Origin of the sequence: Terrihalobacillus insolitus (genome assembly GCF_028416575.1) — a bacterium.
Taxonomy (GTDB): Bacteria; Bacillota; Bacilli; order Bacillales; family Amphibacillaceae; genus Terrihalobacillus; species Terrihalobacillus insolitus.
Genome location: NZ_JAMQKB010000008.1, coordinates 86166 through 104129, shown reverse-complemented (window position 1 = coordinate 104129; position 17964 = coordinate 86166). Strand labels below are relative to the sequence as shown.

21 protein-coding genes are annotated in these 17964 nt (G+C 37.8%); 17 read left to right on the top strand and 4 right to left on the bottom strand.

The genetic code is table 11. The annotated features are described in order from the left end of the window. Window positions 1–38: 38 nt before the first annotated feature. From NC797_RS09910 to NC797_RS09900, 3 genes are read right to left on the bottom strand one after another with little or no spacing between them, the layout of a single operon-like run. Window positions 39–608, bottom strand: coding sequence for a manganese catalase family protein (locus tag NC797_RS09910; protein ID WP_272436624.1), 570 nt, complete (start codon window positions 606–608; stop codon window positions 39–41). Window positions 609–635: 27 nt separating this feature from the next. Further along, window positions 636–899, bottom strand: a complete 264-nt coding sequence (locus NC797_RS09905; protein ID WP_272436623.1) for a spore coat protein CotJB — start codon at window positions 897–899, stop codon at window positions 636–638. Then, window positions 896–1123, bottom strand: coding sequence for a spore coat associated protein CotJA (locus NC797_RS09900; RefSeq protein WP_272436622.1), 228 nt, complete (start codon window positions 1121–1123; stop codon window positions 896–898). Before NC797_RS09900 ends, NC797_RS09905 begins: the two co-directional genes overlap by 4 nt. A 249-nt stretch (window positions 1124–1372) precedes the next feature. On the opposite strand from NC797_RS09900, the gene NC797_RS09895 reads away from it, so the two are divergent. From NC797_RS09895 to NC797_RS09880, 4 genes are all read left to right on the top strand, one after another. Then, complete coding sequence (locus tag NC797_RS09895; RefSeq protein ID WP_272436621.1) at window positions 1373–2176, top strand: metallophosphoesterase; 804 nt, start codon at window positions 1373–1375, stop codon at window positions 2174–2176. Window positions 2177–2265: 89 nt separating this feature from the next. Further along, the gene (locus NC797_RS09890; RefSeq protein ID WP_272436620.1) at window positions 2266–2844 is read left to right on the top strand and encodes a genetic competence negative regulator; all 579 of its coding nucleotides are present in this window, start codon (window positions 2266–2268) and stop codon (window positions 2842–2844) included. A gap of 298 nt (window positions 2845–3142) precedes the next feature. Continuing rightward, window positions 3143–4423 carry a Glu/Leu/Phe/Val family dehydrogenase gene (locus NC797_RS09885; protein WP_272436619.1) on the top strand — a complete coding sequence of 427 codons (1281 nt, stop codon included), beginning with the start codon at window positions 3143–3145 and terminating at the stop codon, window positions 4421–4423. Window positions 4424–4694: 271 nt separating this feature from the next. Then, entirely contained in the window at window positions 4695–5678 is a 984-nt protein-coding gene (locus NC797_RS09880; RefSeq protein ID WP_272436618.1) for a YpdA family putative bacillithiol disulfide reductase, read from the top strand. Between the two features lie 61 nt (window positions 5679–5739). Here the strand turns inward: NC797_RS09880 and NC797_RS09875 are convergent, their stop codons facing one another. After that, the gene (locus NC797_RS09875) at window positions 5740–6711 is read right to left on the bottom strand and encodes an asparaginase (protein WP_272436617.1); all 972 of its coding nucleotides are present in this window, start codon (window positions 6709–6711) and stop codon (window positions 5740–5742) included. Window positions 6712–6792: 81 nt separating this feature from the next. On the opposite strand from NC797_RS09875, the gene prsW reads away from it, so the two are divergent. The 13 genes from prsW (at window position 6793) to NC797_RS09810 (ending at window position 17848) form a co-directional block, all read left to right on the top strand. Next, window positions 6793–7476 carry a glutamic-type intramembrane protease PrsW gene (gene prsW / locus NC797_RS09870; protein ID WP_272436616.1) on the top strand — a complete coding sequence of 228 codons (684 nt, stop codon included), beginning with the start codon at window positions 6793–6795 and terminating at the stop codon, window positions 7474–7476. A 164-nt stretch (window positions 7477–7640) separates the two neighbouring features. Further along, complete coding sequence (gene sleB, locus NC797_RS09865; RefSeq protein WP_272436615.1) at window positions 7641–8528, top strand: spore cortex-lytic enzyme; 888 nt, start codon at window positions 7641–7643, stop codon at window positions 8526–8528. A 14-nt stretch (window positions 8529–8542) separates the two neighbouring features. After that, window positions 8543–9886 (top strand): germination protein YpeB, encoded by a 1344-nt coding sequence (gene ypeB, locus NC797_RS09860; RefSeq protein WP_272436614.1) that lies wholly within the window; start codon window positions 8543–8545, stop codon window positions 9884–9886. Between the two features lie 94 nt (window positions 9887–9980). Continuing rightward, window positions 9981–10640, top strand: coding sequence for a flagellar brake protein (locus NC797_RS09855; protein ID WP_272436613.1), 660 nt, complete (start codon window positions 9981–9983; stop codon window positions 10638–10640). 158 nt (window positions 10641–10798) lie between these two features. Then, on the top strand, window positions 10799–10999 hold the full coding sequence (locus NC797_RS09850) for a DUF5359 family protein (RefSeq protein ID WP_272436612.1): 201 nt from the start codon (window positions 10799–10801) through the stop codon (window positions 10997–10999). 73 nt (window positions 11000–11072) lie between these two features. Beyond that, entirely contained in the window at window positions 11073–11750 is a 678-nt protein-coding gene (gene cmk, locus NC797_RS09845; RefSeq protein WP_272436611.1) for a (d)CMP kinase, read from the top strand. Between the two features lie 14 nt (window positions 11751–11764). Beyond that, window positions 11765–12346 carry a lysophospholipid acyltransferase family protein gene (locus tag NC797_RS09840; RefSeq protein ID WP_272436610.1) on the top strand — a complete coding sequence of 194 codons (582 nt, stop codon included), beginning with the start codon at window positions 11765–11767 and terminating at the stop codon, window positions 12344–12346. A 104-nt stretch (window positions 12347–12450) separates the two neighbouring features. After that, window positions 12451–13590 carry a 30S ribosomal protein S1 gene (rpsA, locus tag NC797_RS09835; RefSeq protein ID WP_272436609.1) on the top strand — a complete coding sequence of 380 codons (1140 nt, stop codon included), beginning with the start codon at window positions 12451–12453 and terminating at the stop codon, window positions 13588–13590. 126 nt (window positions 13591–13716) lie between these two features. Next, complete coding sequence (locus tag NC797_RS09830; protein ID WP_272436608.1) at window positions 13717–14322, top strand: YphA family membrane protein; 606 nt, start codon at window positions 13717–13719, stop codon at window positions 14320–14322. Further along, a complete protein-coding gene (locus NC797_RS09825) occupies window positions 14315–15202 on the top strand; it encodes a YIEGIA family protein (RefSeq protein ID WP_272436607.1) in 888 nt (295 codons plus the stop codon). The genes NC797_RS09830 and NC797_RS09825 overlap by 8 nt, the downstream gene beginning before the upstream one ends. Continuing rightward, the gene (locus tag NC797_RS09820; protein ID WP_272436606.1) at window positions 15203–15388 is read left to right on the top strand and encodes a capping complex subunit for YIEGIA; all 186 of its coding nucleotides are present in this window, start codon (window positions 15203–15205) and stop codon (window positions 15386–15388) included. A gap of 96 nt (window positions 15389–15484) precedes the next feature. Next, window positions 15485–16795, top strand: a complete 1311-nt coding sequence (der, locus tag NC797_RS09815; protein ID WP_272436605.1) for a ribosome biogenesis GTPase Der — start codon at window positions 15485–15487, stop codon at window positions 16793–16795. A 12-nt stretch (window positions 16796–16807) separates the two neighbouring features. After that, the gene (locus NC797_RS09810) at window positions 16808–17848 is read left to right on the top strand and encodes an NAD(P)H-dependent glycerol-3-phosphate dehydrogenase (protein ID WP_272436604.1); all 1041 of its coding nucleotides are present in this window, start codon (window positions 16808–16810) and stop codon (window positions 17846–17848) included. The last annotated feature ends 116 nt before the right edge of the window (window positions 17849–17964 follow it).

The following is a 17964-nucleotide window of genomic DNA, read 5'->3' as shown; positions in this document are numbered from 1 at the left end:
TGCTTGATAACATTCCCTTCTCCTTTTGCATACACCATTCAAAAAATGATCTTTTTGTCTCTTTCTTCTTTGAGAATCTCAGCCGCTTCTCGAAACCTAAGGGAGTGTACCACTTCTCTTTCTCGTAAATATTTCAATCCATCGTTTAAGTCAGGATCATCTGACATATTAATAATCCATTGGTACGTTGCTCTTGCCTTTTCTTCTGCTGCAATGTCCTCATAGATGTCTGCAATTGGATCTCCTTTTGCTTGAATATATGAAGCAGTCCACGGTACTCCACCCGCATTATTATAAAAAAGAGCTTTGTCATGGTTTGCGTAATGGGCACCAAGACCTGCCTCTTTCATTTGTTCAGCTGTTGCGTCCTTTGTGAGTTTATATACCATTGTCGCTATCATTTCAAGGTGCGCAAATTCTTCCGTACCAATATCGGTGAGCAATCCAATTACTTTGTCTGGAATGGTATACCGTTGGTTTAAATACCGTAGAGCTGCTGCCAATTCTCCATCAGCACCTCCATACTGTTCAATTAAATATTTGGCAAGGCGAGGATTACACTCCCTTACTTTAACAGGGTATTGAAGTTTTTTCTCATAATACCACAAAATTATTTCCTCCTTCCTTACAATCTGCTACACTTGCCATGGCCAAGGCGCATTATCCCATTTCCATGGATAGCTTGAATAGCTCATACCAAATTCCATTAGTGGCCCATACAGTTGTTCATATTGTTGTTTTAGCTGTTTTGTATATTGGGAATATTGATTAAATTGTTGAATTGTTTCATAATCCTGTGGATGAGTATCTAAATAAAGTGTTAACTCAACTAAGACAAAATCAACTGCTTGAATTTCCTCAAGTAGGTCATAGTATTCTTGTGGCATTGGATTGGTCATTGTTGTTCGTCACCTCTTTCATAAGGATTTCGATAAGGACTATACAGTGCGGGCCAAAGTGTTCCTCGATATAATGCTTCTTTAGGCGACTCATACTGGGGTAAGGATGGGGGCTGAAATCCTATATAAAGCTGTGGTGGGGTTTCATAGCTTTTTACTTCAATTGGACGGCATGGATCAAACGGACTAATATATGGGTAATAGTATTTTCGTTGTGTAAACATGCTTGCTCCTCCTTTCTTCACAAATAAATAGGGTACTCTTGAAATGTATGGTTGCATAACTTGTCTTATTCGAAGTATTTCTGTCTTTTGAAGGGGAATTTTAATATAGGAAGCAGCATGTATGAAATGAAGGCAAAAAATCAAACCTTTGGCATAGAAATGTTGTAAGAGGATGTTCAAATGCATGTTCTAAACGTTTTCTGGGCGGTAGTTCCTGACTAACAAATAAACAGAGAGGGAGACGTTCGGTTGCTACTATTTTTGAGTTTACTTATTATATTGATGTGCGCATTTATCGGATATTTGGTTTATATGGCGTACCATGATACGATTGATGATCATACGATTTACAATCAAGCGTTACCGAAAGAGATTGGAAATGTCACCTTATTTTTTATTTCGGATGTCCATACTAGATACATAAAGGAAACAACATTGAATGAAATTAAAAAGCCAATAGATCTTGTGATTATTGGTGGCGACTTAACGGAAAGCAAGGTACCATTATCAAGAGTACGTGAAAATTTGAAACGATTAAAACAATTGCATGCACCAATTTATTTTATCTGGGGTAATAACGATTTTGAAGTTAATGTAGAAAGTTTAGAGCGTATATTGTATGAAGAAGAGGTGACGATTTTAGCGAATAAAGGAATGCATATCCATAAAAATGGCGCATCCTATTTTTTGTTAGGATTAGATTGCTGTAACAAAAGAGAAGCAAATATAGAAGCAGGATTAAAGGGGAATGACGGGGAATATTGTATTATGGTAACACATGATCCTTCTGCATTTTATGCCCTGGATCAAGAACACATAGAAAAATTAAATTTCGTTTTAAGCGGACATACCCATGGTGGGCAAATACGTATTTTTGGAATGGGTCCCTATTCAAGAGGGGGTTATCGAAAATACAAAGACACAGAAATTCTAACGAGTGAAGGATATGGGTTTACAAAACTGCCATTTCGTTTAGGAACACGTTCAGAGTGTCATGTCATAACGATTACCCATCAAAGTAGTGAAACCTATTCTGAAAAATATGGAAATTGACTATGCTATAGGATATTTGCCAGTACCATAAACGAAATAGTATGCATATATTAAAATAAGTATAGGGTCAGATGAGGGGGATGAGGTATATGCGTTTAGAAAGATTGTCAGGCGATCAGTTTAAAATTTTCTTGACTTTCGATGATTTAATTGAGCGCGGATTAACAAAGGAAGACTTATGGCATGATTTGCCTCGAGTTCATCAGCTATTCCATGATATGATGTATGAAGCAAGCGATGAATTAGGGATTGAACTTGAAGGCGTACTACTTGTCCAAGTACATCTTTTACAGGCCCAAGGTATGCTTATTATTGTAACGAGAAATAAACAAATAGAAGACGATTATGATGATGAGTTTGTTGAAATGCAGGTTACATTAGACGAAAGTAGGGAACTTATATTTTTATTTAAAGACTTTGAAAACATTATACAGTTATGTTCACATTTACATGAGCTTGGTATAATCGGAGGAGCAATTTATCATATGAACAATCTATACTATATGGAAATGAAAGATTTGGATGTTGCTGGACAAAATCGAGAACATATCATTGCAATTATGTCCGAATTTGGTTCTCCTAGTGTCGTTACATCGCACCGATTAATGGAATACGGAATACAAATAATGGAAAAGGAAGCTACAAAAAAAATCGTTGAATATTTTTGATAAATTGAAAGAAATAAAGAATGACTGAGTAATGGTCATTTATTCGGAAAGTATGGGATGTATCAAATTGGTGGCATCTCGGAAAATGAGAGGTTTTAATTTTAACAGGAAAGGGAATAATTCAACCACTTGAGAGACACCAACAAGCGAACAAAGAGATGCACCGCTTATCATTTGATGACTTTTTGAACATCCTCTTTAACATTTTATATTGCATCTTCCTTCTGAAAGTGTATACTAAGTTCTGAAAGTAAGGATAAAAGAGGTTCATTTTAACTGTAATGTAGGAGGTAAGTTCATGGTAGACAATCAAGCTTCAGATTCTCCAAACGAAAATAACGACAAGCTAGATGTACTGAAATCAACACAAAAAGTCATACATACAGCCCTCGATAAGTTAGGTTATCCTGACGAGGTATATGAATTGCTAAAAGAGCCAGTAAGAATGATGGCAGTAAGAATACCTGTCCGTATGGATGACGATTCCATTAAAATTTTTACGGGATTTCGTTCACAACATAATGATGCTGTTGGTCCAACCAAGGGGGGAGTACGATTTCACCCTGATGTAACGGAAAAAGAAGTGAAAGCATTGTCGATTTGGATGAGCTTAAAAGCTGGCATTGTTGATTTACCATATGGTGGTGGTAAGGGTGGTATTGTATGTGATCCACGAGAAATGTCTTTTAGAGAACTAGAAGGATTAAGTAGGGGATACGTACGATCCATCAGCCAAATTGTCGGTCCAACAAAAGATATTCCTGCGCCAGATGTTTTTACAAATTCACAAATAATGGCATGGATGATGGATGAGTATAGCCGTATAGATGAATTTAACAATCCAGGGTTTATTACAGGAAAACCACTTGTTCTCGGCGGTTCTCACGGTAGAGAATCGGCAACAGCTAAGGGTGTCACCATTTGTATTCAAGAAGCGGCAAAGAAAAAAGGCTTAGATGTCAAGGATGCCCGCGTCGTTATTCAAGGGTTTGGAAACGCTGGTAGTTTCTTAGCCAAATTTTTGAACGATGCAGGAGCAAAGGTGATCGGCATTTCGGATGCGTATGGCGGTTTACATGATCCTGATGGGTTAGATATTGATTATTTACTCGATCGTCGGGACAGCTTTGGAACTGTAACAAAACTTTTCAAAAATACAATTTCGAATACAGATTTACTTGAATTAGACTGTGATATTCTTGTTCCAGCAGCGGTTGAAAATCAAATTACGGAAGATAACGCGTATAATATTAATGCATCGATCGTTGTTGAGGCTGCAAATGGACCGACAACGTTAACAGCAACAAAAATTTTGTCGGATCGAGGAATTTTGCTCGTTCCTGATGTACTAGCTTCTGCTGGTGGTGTAACAGTTTCCTACTTTGAATGGGTACAAAATAATCAGGGATATTATTGGTCGGAAGAGGAAGTCGAAGAAAAGCTTTATAAGGTAATGTTAAAAGGGTTTAATTCCGTATATAATACTGCCGAAACAAGAAGAGTTGATATGCGACTTGCAGCATATATGGTTGGAGTACGGAAAATGGCCGAAGCAGCACGCTTCCGTGGTTGGATATAATCTATACATGTTATTACGACAATTTTAGTAGGTCAAAAAGGTGGTAAAATTTCTTTGAAGAGGTTGTTCAAAAAGTCACCATATGATAAGCTGCGCATCTCTTCGTTGGCTTGTTTTTCCGGTGCTCATGTAGGTTATGTCTACACTGCGCTCCTCAAAACTACGCCGCCTCGACCTGCTTGCTTCTAATTTGCCGACTTTTTGAACACGCATTTGAAGAGAAGTTTTACCTCTTCCTTTTTGTGGTTAAAAATGAAGGAGAGTGTGGAGGTTGCAAGTGGAGGATACAATTATAATAGGTGGGGGACCGTGTGGGATGTCTGTCGCGATCGAACTTCAAAAAAAAGGACAGCATCCATTAATCATAGAAAAAGAGAATGTAGTAAATACGATCTATCGTTTTCCAACCCACCAAAGCTTTTTTAGTTCAAGTGACAAACTCGAAATTGGCGAAGTTCCTTTCATTACGGAAAATCAAAAACCAGTTCGCAGCCAAGCATTGGCATACTATCGATCTGTTGCTAGCTTAAAAAACTTGCGTATAAATACGTATGAACGCGTCACAAAAATTGAAAAATTAGTGGAAGAGGATTACTTTGTCATTCATACAATGCAAAGTTCGAACCATCAAACGTATCGAACCCGCAAAGTTGTGGTTGCTACTGGTTATTATGACCTGCCAAATACGATAGGTGTAACGGGCGAAGAGTTAGACAAAGTCATGCATTATTTTAAGGAAGCACATCCATATTTTAATAAAAATGTTGTCGTAATCGGCGGAAAAAATTCTGCTGTTGATGCAACACTCGAGCTTCATAAAGTGGGGGCTCATGTGACCGTTTTATATAGAGGATCTGAATATTCTAGCAGTATCAAGCCTTGGATTCTTCCTGAATTTGATTCACTTATCCGAAAAGGTAAAGTGGAAATGGTTTTTAATGCTAATGTGCATAGCATAAACAAGGAAACAGTAGTGTATGAGGTAAATGGGAGAAAAAAAGAAATTGTGAATGATTTTGTGTTTGCAATGACAGGCTACCGCCCTGATCTTAAACTATTGCTGAATACTGGAGTGGAAGTCGACGAAAACACGGGTAAACCTGTTATTCAGTCAGACACAATGGAAACGAATATAGCAGGGGTTTATATAGCTGGAGTTGTCGCTTCTGGCTTCAATAATAATGAGATTTTTATAGAGAATGGCAGATTTCATGGAGAGAAAATTGCCAGGCACATTTGTAGGAATAGTGAGTAGAGGATGATGAGGTAATCTGAGGTTTTACCTGATACATGCTGCTAAAACCTCAGATTACCTCTCACATTTCAAATATACGTTTTAGTTCCTCTAGGTTATTTGTCATTTCCAGTACAATTAATAGTTTAATTCTTGCTTTCGGTCCAGTTAGTCCATTTGAAAAAATGACACCCATTTCTTTTAAATCTCTGCCACCCCCTTCATATGCATAAGTTGGTTGAACAATTCCTTGATAACACCTTGACACTAATACAATCGGAATACCAGCTTGAATCATTTGTTTTAACGGAGCAACGATTTCTTTGGGTACATTTCCTTGCCCAAGTCCTTCTAGCACAAGTCCATTAATATTAGATTGATGAATTGCTTGAACGAGAGATGGATCCATCCCTGCATATGCTTTTATTAGTGCTACGTTATTGTTTAGTTTTTGGATCGGATATGATTCGTACCCGATCAATTGTTGATGAAATATGACCTTCTCTTTTGTAACGATCCCGATAGGACCATATTGTGGACTTTGAAATGTTGCAACATTACTTGTAGATGTTTTCGTAACGTTTCTGGCAGAGTGTATCTCATCATTCATCACCACAAGAACACCTTTTTCTTGGGCTTCTCCAGATGCTGCTACCCTTACAGAGCTAATCAGGTTATATAGCCCGTCTGATCCAATTTCATTACTGGATCGCATGGCTCCTGTGACGACAAGGGGCTTTCGTGTTTGTAAAAATAGATCCAAAAAATAAGCGGTTTCCTCCAATGTGTCTGTTCCATGTGTGATCACTACTCCATCGTAGTGTTCTGTTGCCATTCTTTCGTGAACTTTTCTTCCAAGCTCCAACATATGGGAAGGTGTAATGTGTGGGGACGGCAAATGAAATACCAATTCTTCTTCCACATCGGCAATACCTGCCATCATGCCACCAATACGTTGTAAGGGATGGGTGGCTGTTGTGGAAACAACCCCTGTTTCCTTATCTTCTAACATGGAGATGGTTCCGCCTGTATGAATAATGAGTATTCTCTTCAATAGAAACACCTTCTTAACTGTTTTCTTTACGTTTACTTCATGATACGATGAATTCATTCTAATTGAAAGAGGGTGTCGACCATGTTCGCTATCCTGACCGCTGGGATTGCACCGGCACTTGCTTTATTAACATTTTTTTATTTGAAGGATCGATTTGAACCAGAACCGTTATCAATGGTTTTTCGCACTTTTTTGTATGGTGCATTACTTGTATTCCCTATTATGTTTATTCAACATGCGTTTGAAACAGAAGGCTATGGTACAAATCCATTTATTCAATCTTTCCTTATTGTCGGTTTATTAGAAGAATTTTTCAAGTGGTTCATTTTTTTGTATACCGCTTTTAAATATACTGAGTTTGACACAGCATATGATGGAATCATTTATGCCGTGTCAATAAGTTTAGGCTTTGCAACTGTAGAAAACTTGCTGTATTTGTTTTCCTACGGGGTTGAATTTGCCGTTGGACGTGCCATTTTCCCTGTGTCTTCACATGCACTGTTTGGAGTAATCATGGGCTACTATCTCGGAGTTGCTAAATTTTCACGCTTCCATCGAAACACCTTTCTTTTTCTAGCTCTCCTTATCCCTGCAATACTGCATGGACTGTATGATTTTATCTTAGAAGCAATCAAAATTGGTTGGATGTATTTACTTGTACCATTCATGCTAGCTATGTGGATGTTTGGTATGAAAAAAGTGAAATTAGCAAATCAATTAAAAGCTGAAGTGATTCCTCTTAGACAACATAAGGAACAAATTTAATATTACGTTACCAGAAAACCCTAGATAGAATTTTACCCTAGGGTTTTTTGTTTCTTAATTCTGAACTCCGAATAAATCGTGTTGAAACGTTGTGTATAAAAAAATAGGATGTTTCAAAAAATAAAGACCAATGAAGGCTTATTTGATGTTGGGAGGACAAGAGAATGTATGGAAAGAAAGTATCATTCTTTTTAGTTATCACTTTAACAGTGATATTAGGAGTAACTGCTACAAATAATCAGAATTCAGTAGAGGCATTTAGTCCACAAGTAATTCAACAAGGTGCTACTGGAACGGATGTGATCGAATTACAGTCTAGACTTCAATACTTAGGATTTTATAACGGGAAAATCGATGGTGTATTTGGATGGGGAACCTATTGGGCACTTCGAAATTTTCAATATGAATTTGGGCTTGAGATCGACGGGATCGCAGGGCCTGAAGCAAAACAAAAGTTGGCAGATGCAAGTGAATACGATCGTAACTACGTAATGGAGCAGATTCGTAAAGGGAATGATTTTAATACGTATGGTGGAGCTCCAAAAAACAATGGGAAAGGAAACACGAATCAAGGAAATAAGGCCCAAAATCAAGGGAATCAGGCAAAGAAAAAAGGGAACCAAAGCCAAAATCAAGGAAATCAGGCTGGAAATGAGACTGCAGCCGAACCAACAGCTGTTAATGTTCCAAAAGGTTTCTCGCAAAATGAGATTCAATTAATGGCTAATGCCGTATATGGTGAAGCAAGAGGAGAGCCATATGTTGGACAAGTTGCAGTTGCCTCTGTAATTTTAAATCGTGTGGAAAGCCCTACATTCCCAAACACAGTTTCTGGAGTGATTTTTGAACCACGTGCTTTTACAGCCGTTGCGGACGGTCAAATATGGTTAACACCAAATAAAACGTCAAGACGTGCTGTTTTGGACGCAATAAACGGTTGGGATCCAACGCTCGGTTCCATATACTATTTCAATCCAAATACTGCTACTTCAGGTTGGATATGGTCAAGACCACAGGTTAAGAAAATCGGACAACATATTTTTGCCAAGTAAAAGAGGTGTAGATAATGATTAGATGGATAGCTATTACAGTGCTTGCGGTAAGTGTGACAGCAACTGCTGTGTGGGGGTACCAGGAGCATCGTGAAAAAAATGCTATATTAATCCAAGCGGAAAACAATTATCAGCGTTCGTTCCACGATCTTTCCTATCATATGGACTTGCTACAAGACAAAATAGGAACGACCCTTGCAATGGATTCAAGGGAACAAATTTCGCCCCAAATGGCTGAAGTATGGAGATTGACTTCAGAAGCACAAGCAGATGTTAGTCAGTTACCACTTGCTTTATTGCCATTTAACAAGACAGAAGAATTTCTGTCCAAAATTGGTGATTTTACTTACCGAACCGCTGTAAGGGATTTAGATAAAGAACCATTAACAGACGAAGAGGTGAAATACTTAAGCTCACTGTATGACCAATCTGGCCAAATTACAAAAGAATTAAGAAAGGTGCAAAACTTAGTTCTAAAGGATAATTTACGCTGGATGGATGTCCAAGTAGCACTTGCATCAAATGACAAACAAGCAGACAATACGATTGTTGATGGTTTTAAAACAGTTGAAAAAACGGTATCAGGATTTGATGAAGGTAATTTCGGGCCTAGTCTAACAGGGACTTCTCGAGAAAATAAGCCTTATCGATTTGTAAAAGGAGAAAAACTTTCTAAGGAGCAAGGTGAAGATCGGGCAAGAAAGTTGTTTAATATAAAAGACAATATAAATTTAAACATAACGGAAACCGGGAAGGGCTCCGATTTACCAATTTATAGTGCATCCTATCGGTCTGATGGAAAAAATGGTTATGTAGATTTAACTCAAAAAGGCGGCAACCCGATTAATTTAATGATTGATCGTGAGATTGGAGAACAAAAGCTTAGTTTAAACGAAGGGCTAGAAAAAGCAGAAGCGTATTTAAAAAAGTACGATTTTGACGACATGGAAGCATTTCAAAGTAATCAGTATGACAATCTAGGGGTATTCTCATTCATTTATAAACAAGACGGGGTGCTGATTTACCCAGATTCTATCCAGATTAAAGTGGCTCTTGACAATGGTGAGATATTAGGTTTGTCAGCTAAAGATTACTACCAAAATCATACCGAAAGAGAAATTAAAAAACCAAAAATCACAGCAGAAGAAGCACGGGACAAGGTAAACCAAAATGTAGATATCCAAACGAATCAATTGGCAATTATCGAAAATGACGTCGGGGAGGAAGTCCTCACCCATTCTTTCTTAGGTACACTTAACAATGAAACATATCGCATTTTTATTAATGCACAAACTGGTGTAGAAGAAAGTGTTGAAAAGTTATCAACCAAAGAAGAGAAATTTGACCCCTCCTTATAGAGGTCGTGAAAAAGGGAAAGGTTTTCACCTTTCCCTTTTTCATTTTTTTTGAGATAATTATATTAGAAAATGGAATGAAAGAAGGAGTATCCGCATGATTAAAATCGGAACCTCACTTACCTTGGAACTAAAGAATACAGAAAACGATGAAAGCGAGAAATTTCGTTGTAAAATGGTGGAGCAAGCAAAAAATTTTATTTTTATCGACTATCCGATCAATGTTAAGACAGGTAAAACAAATATTTTTTTTAAAGGAACAGAGTTTGAGGCAAGCTTTGTTGGCTCTGATCAATCGGTTTATTGCTTTTCCACAGAAATTAAAGGAAAACAAAACATAAAAATACCGACCTTAATTCTTAGTTATCCAGGGGATGACCAATTACTACGAATTCAAAGAAGGCAGTATGTTCGCATAGAAAGTGCAATCGATGTATCTGTTCATGAAATGGAGGGTGTTGTACAGCCTTTTACGACTGTAACACAAGATATAAGTGGTGGTGGAGCTTCCATTCTATTACCTACACATTCTGCTCTAAGGCCTTCCATGGAGTTAGATTTATGGTTGGTTTTACCGATGCAAAGCGGACAATACGAGTACATTTATGCAACTAGTGAGGTCATACGTGTCATAGAGGGGAATCAAGATTACCCGAGTACTGCATCGATTCATTTTACTGCCATTCAAGATAAAGATCGGCAATCCATTATAAGGTACTGCTTTGAAAAACAGCTAATCCAAAGAAGAAGATTCTAATCGAACATGAATAAATGAATACCACCACTGGTTAAAATAGTAAATGATAACTCGGCGAGTGCAGAGCCGTAGTCCCACTGGGATGATCTAATGGCCTTTATAAGAAAGGATTTTATGCTTTCTTGTTAAAAGAGGCTGTTCAAAAAGGGATGGTATTCATGAAACGAATGGAAAAATGGATTATAACATTGGTGCTGTCGCATTTTATTTTATTAATTGTAACACAGGTTCTAATAAATCATACCGACTTTGAAATGCAATGGAACCCTGTGTTTGAATACCTAGGAGTGAATCAGATTGGTAATAGCGAGATTAGAAAAACGATAGACCTTATTTTGAACAATGTGTTATCATTTTAGTAAAGAGGCCTCGTTCCATACATCATAATTTTACTAGGATAAACGGTTTAATAGAGAGGAATGAACAGTACATATGGGTTCAGAGAAAATTGCCATTGCTATTGATGGACCTGCAGCAGCTGGGAAAAGCACGGTTGCAAAAAAAGTAGCAGAACATTTGTCTTATATTTATATTGATACTGGTGCAATGTATCGGGCACTTACGTATTACGCTATAAAAGAAAAGTTGGATTTAACCAGCGAAAAACAAATTATCGACTTACTTTTCACAATTACCATTAAGCTTATACAAGGTGAGAAAGGTCAAAATATCTTTGTTAATGATCAAGATGTGACACAAATGATTCGTTCACAAGAGGTGACAAATCACGTGTCGATTGTTGCTCAACACCCTTTGGTGAGAGCAGAAATGGTCCACAGACAGAAAGCACTTGCAGTTAAACGCGGCGTTGTAATGGATGGAAGAGACATTGGTACCCATGTCATTCCTGATGCAGAAGTAAAAATATTTTTAGTCGCATCCGCCTTAAAGAGAGCTGAGCGTCGCCAAAAAGAAAATGAAGCGAATGGAATTGCATCAAATTTAGAGAAATTAAAAATGGAAATCGAGCAACGAGATCAATTAGATTCGGAGAGAGAAGCTTCCCCATTGGTGAAAGCAAAAGATGCAGTAGAAATTGATACAACAACATTAACGATTGATGAAGTTGTGCATCATATTTTAAATGTTGTAGAACAGGTAAGGTCATGAAGAGGGGAAATAGGATGAATTTATATAAGTTTGGTAAACGAGTTGTAAGCATTGCATTATTTCCAGTTTATCGAGTGAAAGTGTTGGGAAAAGAAAACATACCGAAAGAAGGGCCAGTTATTATTTGTTCGAACCATATTTCGAATTTAGATCCACCTGTTGTCGGTATGACTTGTCCCAGAGATATATATTTCATGGCTAAAGAGGAACTATTTTCAAAACCAATCTTACGCGCATTAATGGTACGAATTAATGCTTTTCCAATTAAAAGAGGGATGAAAGATAGGAATGCCTTAAGAAAGGGATTGGAGGTACTCAGTGAATCCAATGTCCTCGGATTATTTCCAGAGGGGACAAGAAGCAAAACTGGCGAGGTTAAAGAAGGATTAGCAGGTGCTGGTTTTTTTGCTGTCCGGTCAAATGCACAAATCGTGCCATGTGCCATTATAGGACCTTATCAAGTTTTTCGTCAGCTGAAGGTAGTGTACGGTAAGCCGATCGATATGGATGAATTCCGTGCAAACAAAAGCTCTGCTAAAGAAGTGACGGATACAATCATGGAGGAAATTAAAAAACTAGTTGAAAATCACCGTTAATCGTTTCCAATGGCTTGACAAATACGTATAAATATTAGAAGTTAGATAAAAGAACATGTTATTTTATGGCGTGTGTCGGAATCTGAAGGAGGTCTCAGGTAATAATGGATGAATTAAATCATGATGTTTCGGAAAAAGAACTAGCAGTGGGTGACATAGTTACAGGAAAAGTAGTTAAGGTAGAGGAAAAACAGGCTCTTGCTGATATTGGATATAAAGTAGAAGGGATCATTCCGATTAGTGAATTATCCAGTTTACACGTAGAAAAGACGTCTGATGCTGTAAAAGAGGGCGATGAACTCACTTTAAAAGTAAAAAAATTGGAAGATGAAGAAGTTATACTTTCCAAACGAGCGGTTGAAGCTGATTTGGCATGGGAAGATTTAGAAAAGAAATATCAAAGTGGTGAAGTTTTTGAGGCTGAGGTCAAAGAAGTAGTAAAAGGTGGCCTTGTTGTTGATGTTGGCCTTCGTGGATTTATTCCCGCTTCTTTAGTGGAAACATATTATGTAGAGGATTTTGAAGCGTATAAAAACAAACAGCTCACATTAAAAGTGGTGGAGCTTGATAGCGAACAAAACCGAGTAATATTGTCACACCGATTGGTAACAGAAGAAGCAGAAGCATCCAAAAAACAAGAAGTTCTTGAAACCCTTCAAGCTGGGGAAATATTAGAAGGAAAAGTGCAGCGAATTGCCAACTTTGGTGTATTTGTGGATGTTGGAGGTATCGATGGATTAGTTCATATTTCCCAGCTGTCACATGAACACGTTGAAAAAGCATCTGACGTAGTGGCAGAAGGACAAACGATCAAAGTGAAGGTACTATCCGTTGATCAGGATAATGAAAGAATTTCCCTTTCGCTTAAAGAAACATTGCCTGGTCCATGGGATAACATAGAGTCTCGCGTTTCCATAGGAGATGTATTAGATGGTAAGGTCAAAAGATTGGTGAATTTCGGTGCATTCGTAGAAGTGTTCCCTGGTGTAGAAGGTCTTGTTCATATTTCCCAAATATCCACAGAACATATCGGTACACCACAAGAGGTTTTAGAAGTTGGTCAAAATGTGAAGGTCAAAGTACTTGATGTGAGTGAACAGGATAAACGAATGTCCTTAAGCATTAAAGAGTTAGAACGGGAACGACATGAAGCTGAATATAAAAAATATGAAAAAGAAGAAGATCACACTGGTTTCCAATTAGGTGATGTAATTGGTAACAAACTAGACAAATATAAAGAATAGTTGAAAATGGAAAGTTGCTCCTATCGTAATGGGGCAGCTTTTTTTGTATTTGAAATTCCTTATGAACAACCTCTTATGTTTAGAAAACTGTAGATTGATCCATAATGCTAAAGGTAGGTGGTGCATATGGATGGTTTGCTTTTTTATTGGATTAGTTGGCTAATGTGGATTATTATCACCTTTCTTATGCCTAAAAGAAAAACGAGAACATGGTTAGCCGTATGGGTTTTATGCACGATTATCTTGTCAAATACATACATAGAGACGATCGATATCCGGTTAAACGCATCCATTGGTATATTATTTTTAGGTGCTATTTTGTTATTGTCAACTAGACAGCGTTGGTTTTATCTTACACTTTGTAGCATTTTCCTTGTTTTTGGCTATAATGGACTTTATTTATGGGAAAAAATAAGTCCAATTTGGATGGTATTTCCTAGAACCGTAACAATTCCGTTTATTGGATTAATCGTTGTTACTTTTTTAACAAAAGGTTTGTACGAAAAGGCAGCAATTTGGATTTTAGGATCGTCGATGGGAGAGGTTGTGTATAGCTTTATTTTACATGGCTATGGGTTTCAGGAAACGATTGGTGACAAGTCCTATCTAGACATTATAGCGGTTGAAATGGGCTTTTTATTGTTGACTAAATGGATAATAGACCTGAAATTAAGGATGGATTTGGCCACACAGGAATTGGAAAAGCGGAAAATGGGGTGGACTCATGAATGAATATACATACCCAATGTTGTTAGGTGTATTAGTCGGTACTTTTACACGAATCGCTATGTTAAGAACGGATTACCGACAATATCCAACCTATCTCCATGGGAAAATAATCCATATTGCACTTGGGTTTATAGCCGCTGGACTTGGGTCTGTTGCAATACCAGCTATTATGGAAAAACAATTTACTGCCGTTACCTTTTTAACCATTGCAGCCTCACAATTCAGAGATGTTCGAAATATGGAACGAAATACGTTAACCGAAATTGATGGGTATGAGCTTGTTTCACGGGGCAAAAGTTACATAGAAGGAATTGCAGTAGCGTTTGAAGGTAGAAACTATATTGTCATGTTTACTTCTTTTTTAGTGACGCTTTTCTATTTAATTTATAATATTTGGGCAGCAATTGCGATCAGTATCGTAACTTTTCTAATAAGCAAAAAGTTGATGAGTGGTGGGAAGTTGAAGGATCTTGTCCATATTGAACAAGAAGAAATACACTTTGAAGGTGCTGGGCTCTATATTGGGAATATTTATATTATGAATATTGGGATACCAGATCGACAAAAAGAAATCCTGGAGTATGGAATGGGTTTTATTTTAACACCGAAAAGTTTTAATGTACGACCTACAATTGCTAACTTAGGTCAACGACAGGCCATTCTTCACGATATATCCACCATAATGGGCGTGTATCGAGATTCAGGAACACCAGCTCTCGTTCCATTAATTAAACGAGACCTAAGAAGTGGAAAGATTGGTGTTTTTGTGCTTCCTCAAGACAGGAATGTTGAAAAAGCGAAGTTCGTGATTGGCTCGGTACCAATTCTTGAAAATGCAATACGTCTCCCAAATGAATCAAAGGCAAATAAAGGGGATGAATAAATGAAAATTGAAAAGATGATACTTGCTGTTATTACAACGAACAAGCAAAAAGTAGATGGTGGTGCTCCTATTTTTCTGTGTGAAGATAAACAGGAAATGGATCAAGTTGCAACAGACATTGAAGCTATTATGGATGGGATTAGCCATGCACTTAGTGAAGAAATGTATATTATTGTAAAGCATTAGAACGTTTCGCTCCAAATTATATTTGTTTAAAATACCCTCTTTTGCTAGAATGATAAAGTTAAGGTTACTTTAAGTATGAGAAAGGATGTACCTTTCATGAGGAAATCAGTAGTAGCAGTAGTAGGTAGACCAAATGTGGGAAAATCAACCATCTTTAATCGACTTGTAGGAGAACGCATTTCGATTGTAGAAGATGTTCCAGGTATAACCCGTGATCGGATTTATGCTCAAGTCGAATGGCTTACAACCACTTTTAATTTGATCGACACCGGTGGAATTGAGTTAAGTGACGAACCATTACTCGTACAAATGCGTGAACAGGCCGAAGTTGCAATGAATGAAGCGGACGTCATTATATTTATCGTAAATGGAAGAGACGGGATTACGGCTGCAGATGAGGAAGTTGCAAAAATATTATACAAATCAAATAAGCCCGTAGTACTAGCCGTTAACAAAGTGGATAACCCTGAGATGAGGGAAAATATATACGAATTTTATTCATTGGGATTTGGTGAACCATACCCTATTTCCGGTACACATAGCTTAGGGCTTGGTGACTTGTTAGATGCAGTAGTTCAACATTTTCCTGAACTTGATCAAACACCTGATGACGACGATACAATATATTTTAGTTTAATTGGCAGGCCAAACGTTGGAAAATCGTCGCTCGTTAATGCATTGTTGAATCAAGAACGTGTTATTGTGAGTGATATTGCTGGTACAACAAGAGATGCGGTTGATACCCCATTCAATAAAGATGACCGAGATTTTGTTATAATCGATACAGCAGGAATGCGCAAAAGAGGAAAGATTTATGAAACAACGGAGAAATATAGCATCCTACGTGCATTAAAGGCGATTGAACGATCGGATGTAGTCCTCACATTAATTGATGCGGAAACGGGTATTATTGAACAAGATAAAAAAATTGCCGGCTATGCCCATGATGCTGGAAAAGCAGTTGTGATTGTCGTAAACAAATGGGATACTGTTGAATCGAATGAAAAGGCCATGAAAGAATTTGAGGAAAAAATCAGAGCACATTTTTTATTTTTAGATTATGCACCAATTGTTTTTCTCTCTGCGTTAACGAGAAAACGTACGCATACGCTTATCCCGAAAGTATTAGAAGCAAGTGAGAACCATGCAAAACGTGTCCAAACGAACGTGCTGAATGATGTCATTATGGATGCCCTTGCAATGAATCCGACTCCGACCATTAAGGGGCAACGTTTGAAAATTTTATATGCAACACAAGTATCCGTGAAACCACCAAGCTTTGTCGTATTTGTGAATGACCCTGAACTTTTACACTTTTCCTATGAAAGGTTTCTGGAGAACCGAATTAGAGAAGCTTTTGGATTTGAAGGAACACCTATTAAAATATTCGCCAGAAAAAGAGGGTAAGGAGCGTTTAATATGGAAAAAATTGCAGTATTAGGTGCTGGTAGTTGGGGAACAGCTCTTTCCTTAGTGTTAGCAGATAATGAGCATGATGTTCGCCTGTGGACGCATAATCAGGTTCAAGCAGAATCAATCAATGCAACTCGAGAAAATAAAAAATACCTTCCTAACGTTGTGTTTCCAAAGAATGTGAAGGTATACCACGATATGCAGGAAGCAATTAGAGATGTATCAAGTGTTGTTATTGTGATTCCAACGAAAGCAATACGTGAAGTCTGCCAGCAATTAGCAAACGTGTTGGAAAATAAGATAACATTAATTCATGCTACTAAAGGGATAGAACCAGGATCACTGAAACGTGTGTCCGAGATGATTGCTGAAGAAATGCCTAGACATCTGTACAATGATATTGTTGTTTTATCAGGCCCAAGTCATGCGGAAGAAGTTGGTGCAAGACAGCCAACAACACTAACGTCCTCTTCCGTTTCTCTGTCAGAAGCAAAAAAGATACAGGATTTATTTATAAATGAAAATTTCCGTGTGTACACGAGTCCAGATGTCATTGGAGTCGAGCTTGGCGGCGCATTAAAAAATATTATTGCTCTTGGTGCAGGGATTTCTGATGGACTCGGTTATGGAGATAATGCAAAAGCTGCTCTCATGACGAGAGGTCTTGCTGAAATAGCTCGACTAGGAACAAAAATGGGCGCAAACCCGTTAACCTTTATTGGTCTTTCTGGTGTCGGTGATTTAATTGTTACTTGTACAAGTGTACATAGCAGGAATTGGAGAGCAGGTAACTTGCTTGGAAAAGGAAACAAGCTTGATGATGTATTAGAACAAATGGGAATGGTCGTAGAAGGCGTTCGGACAACGAAAGCTGCATATGAGTTTGCAAGAAAGCAACACATTGATATGCCCATTACAGCTGGTATTTATCAAATTTTGTTTAAACAAAAGAATTCGAAAGATATGGTGGATCAGCTTATGAATCGTGATAGAAGACATGAAATGGAGGATCTCTCACATATTTTAACAAATCGATACTCTATATAAGTTCGTGTTCAAAAAGTCGGCAAATTAGAAGCAAGCAGGTCGAGGCGGCGATGCTTCTGAGGACCGCAGTGTAGGCTTTCCCTACATGAGGACCGGAAGAACGAGCCTTTTAAGGA

Coding starts and splice junctions, on each gene's coding strand:
- NC797_RS09905 (WP_272436623.1), bottom strand. CDS start 899: ATGACCAATCCAATGCCACAAGAATACTATGACCTACTTGAGGAAATT.
- NC797_RS09900 (WP_272436622.1), bottom strand. CDS start 1,123: ATGTTTACACAACGAAAATACTATTACCCATATATTAGTCCGTTTGAT.
- NC797_RS09890 (WP_272436620.1), top strand. CDS start 2,266: ATGCGTTTAGAAAGATTGTCAGGCGATCAGTTTAAAATTTTCTTGACT.
- NC797_RS09885 (WP_272436619.1), top strand. CDS start 3,143: ATGGTAGACAATCAAGCTTCAGATTCTCCAAACGAAAATAACGACAAG.
- prsW (WP_272436616.1), top strand. CDS start 6,793: ATGTTCGCTATCCTGACCGCTGGGATTGCACCGGCACTTGCTTTATTA.
- sleB (WP_272436615.1), top strand. CDS start 7,641: ATGTATGGAAAGAAAGTATCATTCTTTTTAGTTATCACTTTAACAGTG.
- ypeB (WP_272436614.1), top strand. CDS start 8,543: ATGATTAGATGGATAGCTATTACAGTGCTTGCGGTAAGTGTGACAGCA.
- NC797_RS09855 (WP_272436613.1), top strand. CDS start 9,981: ATGATTAAAATCGGAACCTCACTTACCTTGGAACTAAAGAATACAGAA.
- NC797_RS09850 (WP_272436612.1), top strand. CDS start 10,799: ATGAAACGAATGGAAAAATGGATTATAACATTGGTGCTGTCGCATTTT.
- cmk (WP_272436611.1), top strand. CDS start 11,073: ATGGGTTCAGAGAAAATTGCCATTGCTATTGATGGACCTGCAGCAGCT.
- NC797_RS09840 (WP_272436610.1), top strand. CDS start 11,765: ATGAATTTATATAAGTTTGGTAAACGAGTTGTAAGCATTGCATTATTT.
- rpsA (WP_272436609.1), top strand. CDS start 12,451: ATGGATGAATTAAATCATGATGTTTCGGAAAAAGAACTAGCAGTGGGT.
- NC797_RS09830 (WP_272436608.1), top strand. CDS start 13,717: ATGGATGGTTTGCTTTTTTATTGGATTAGTTGGCTAATGTGGATTATT.
- NC797_RS09825 (WP_272436607.1), top strand. CDS start 14,315: ATGAATGAATATACATACCCAATGTTGTTAGGTGTATTAGTCGGTACT.
- NC797_RS09820 (WP_272436606.1), top strand. CDS start 15,203: ATGAAAATTGAAAAGATGATACTTGCTGTTATTACAACGAACAAGCAA.
- der (WP_272436605.1), top strand. CDS start 15,485: ATGAGGAAATCAGTAGTAGCAGTAGTAGGTAGACCAAATGTGGGAAAA.
- NC797_RS09810 (WP_272436604.1), top strand. CDS start 16,808: ATGGAAAAAATTGCAGTATTAGGTGCTGGTAGTTGGGGAACAGCTCTT.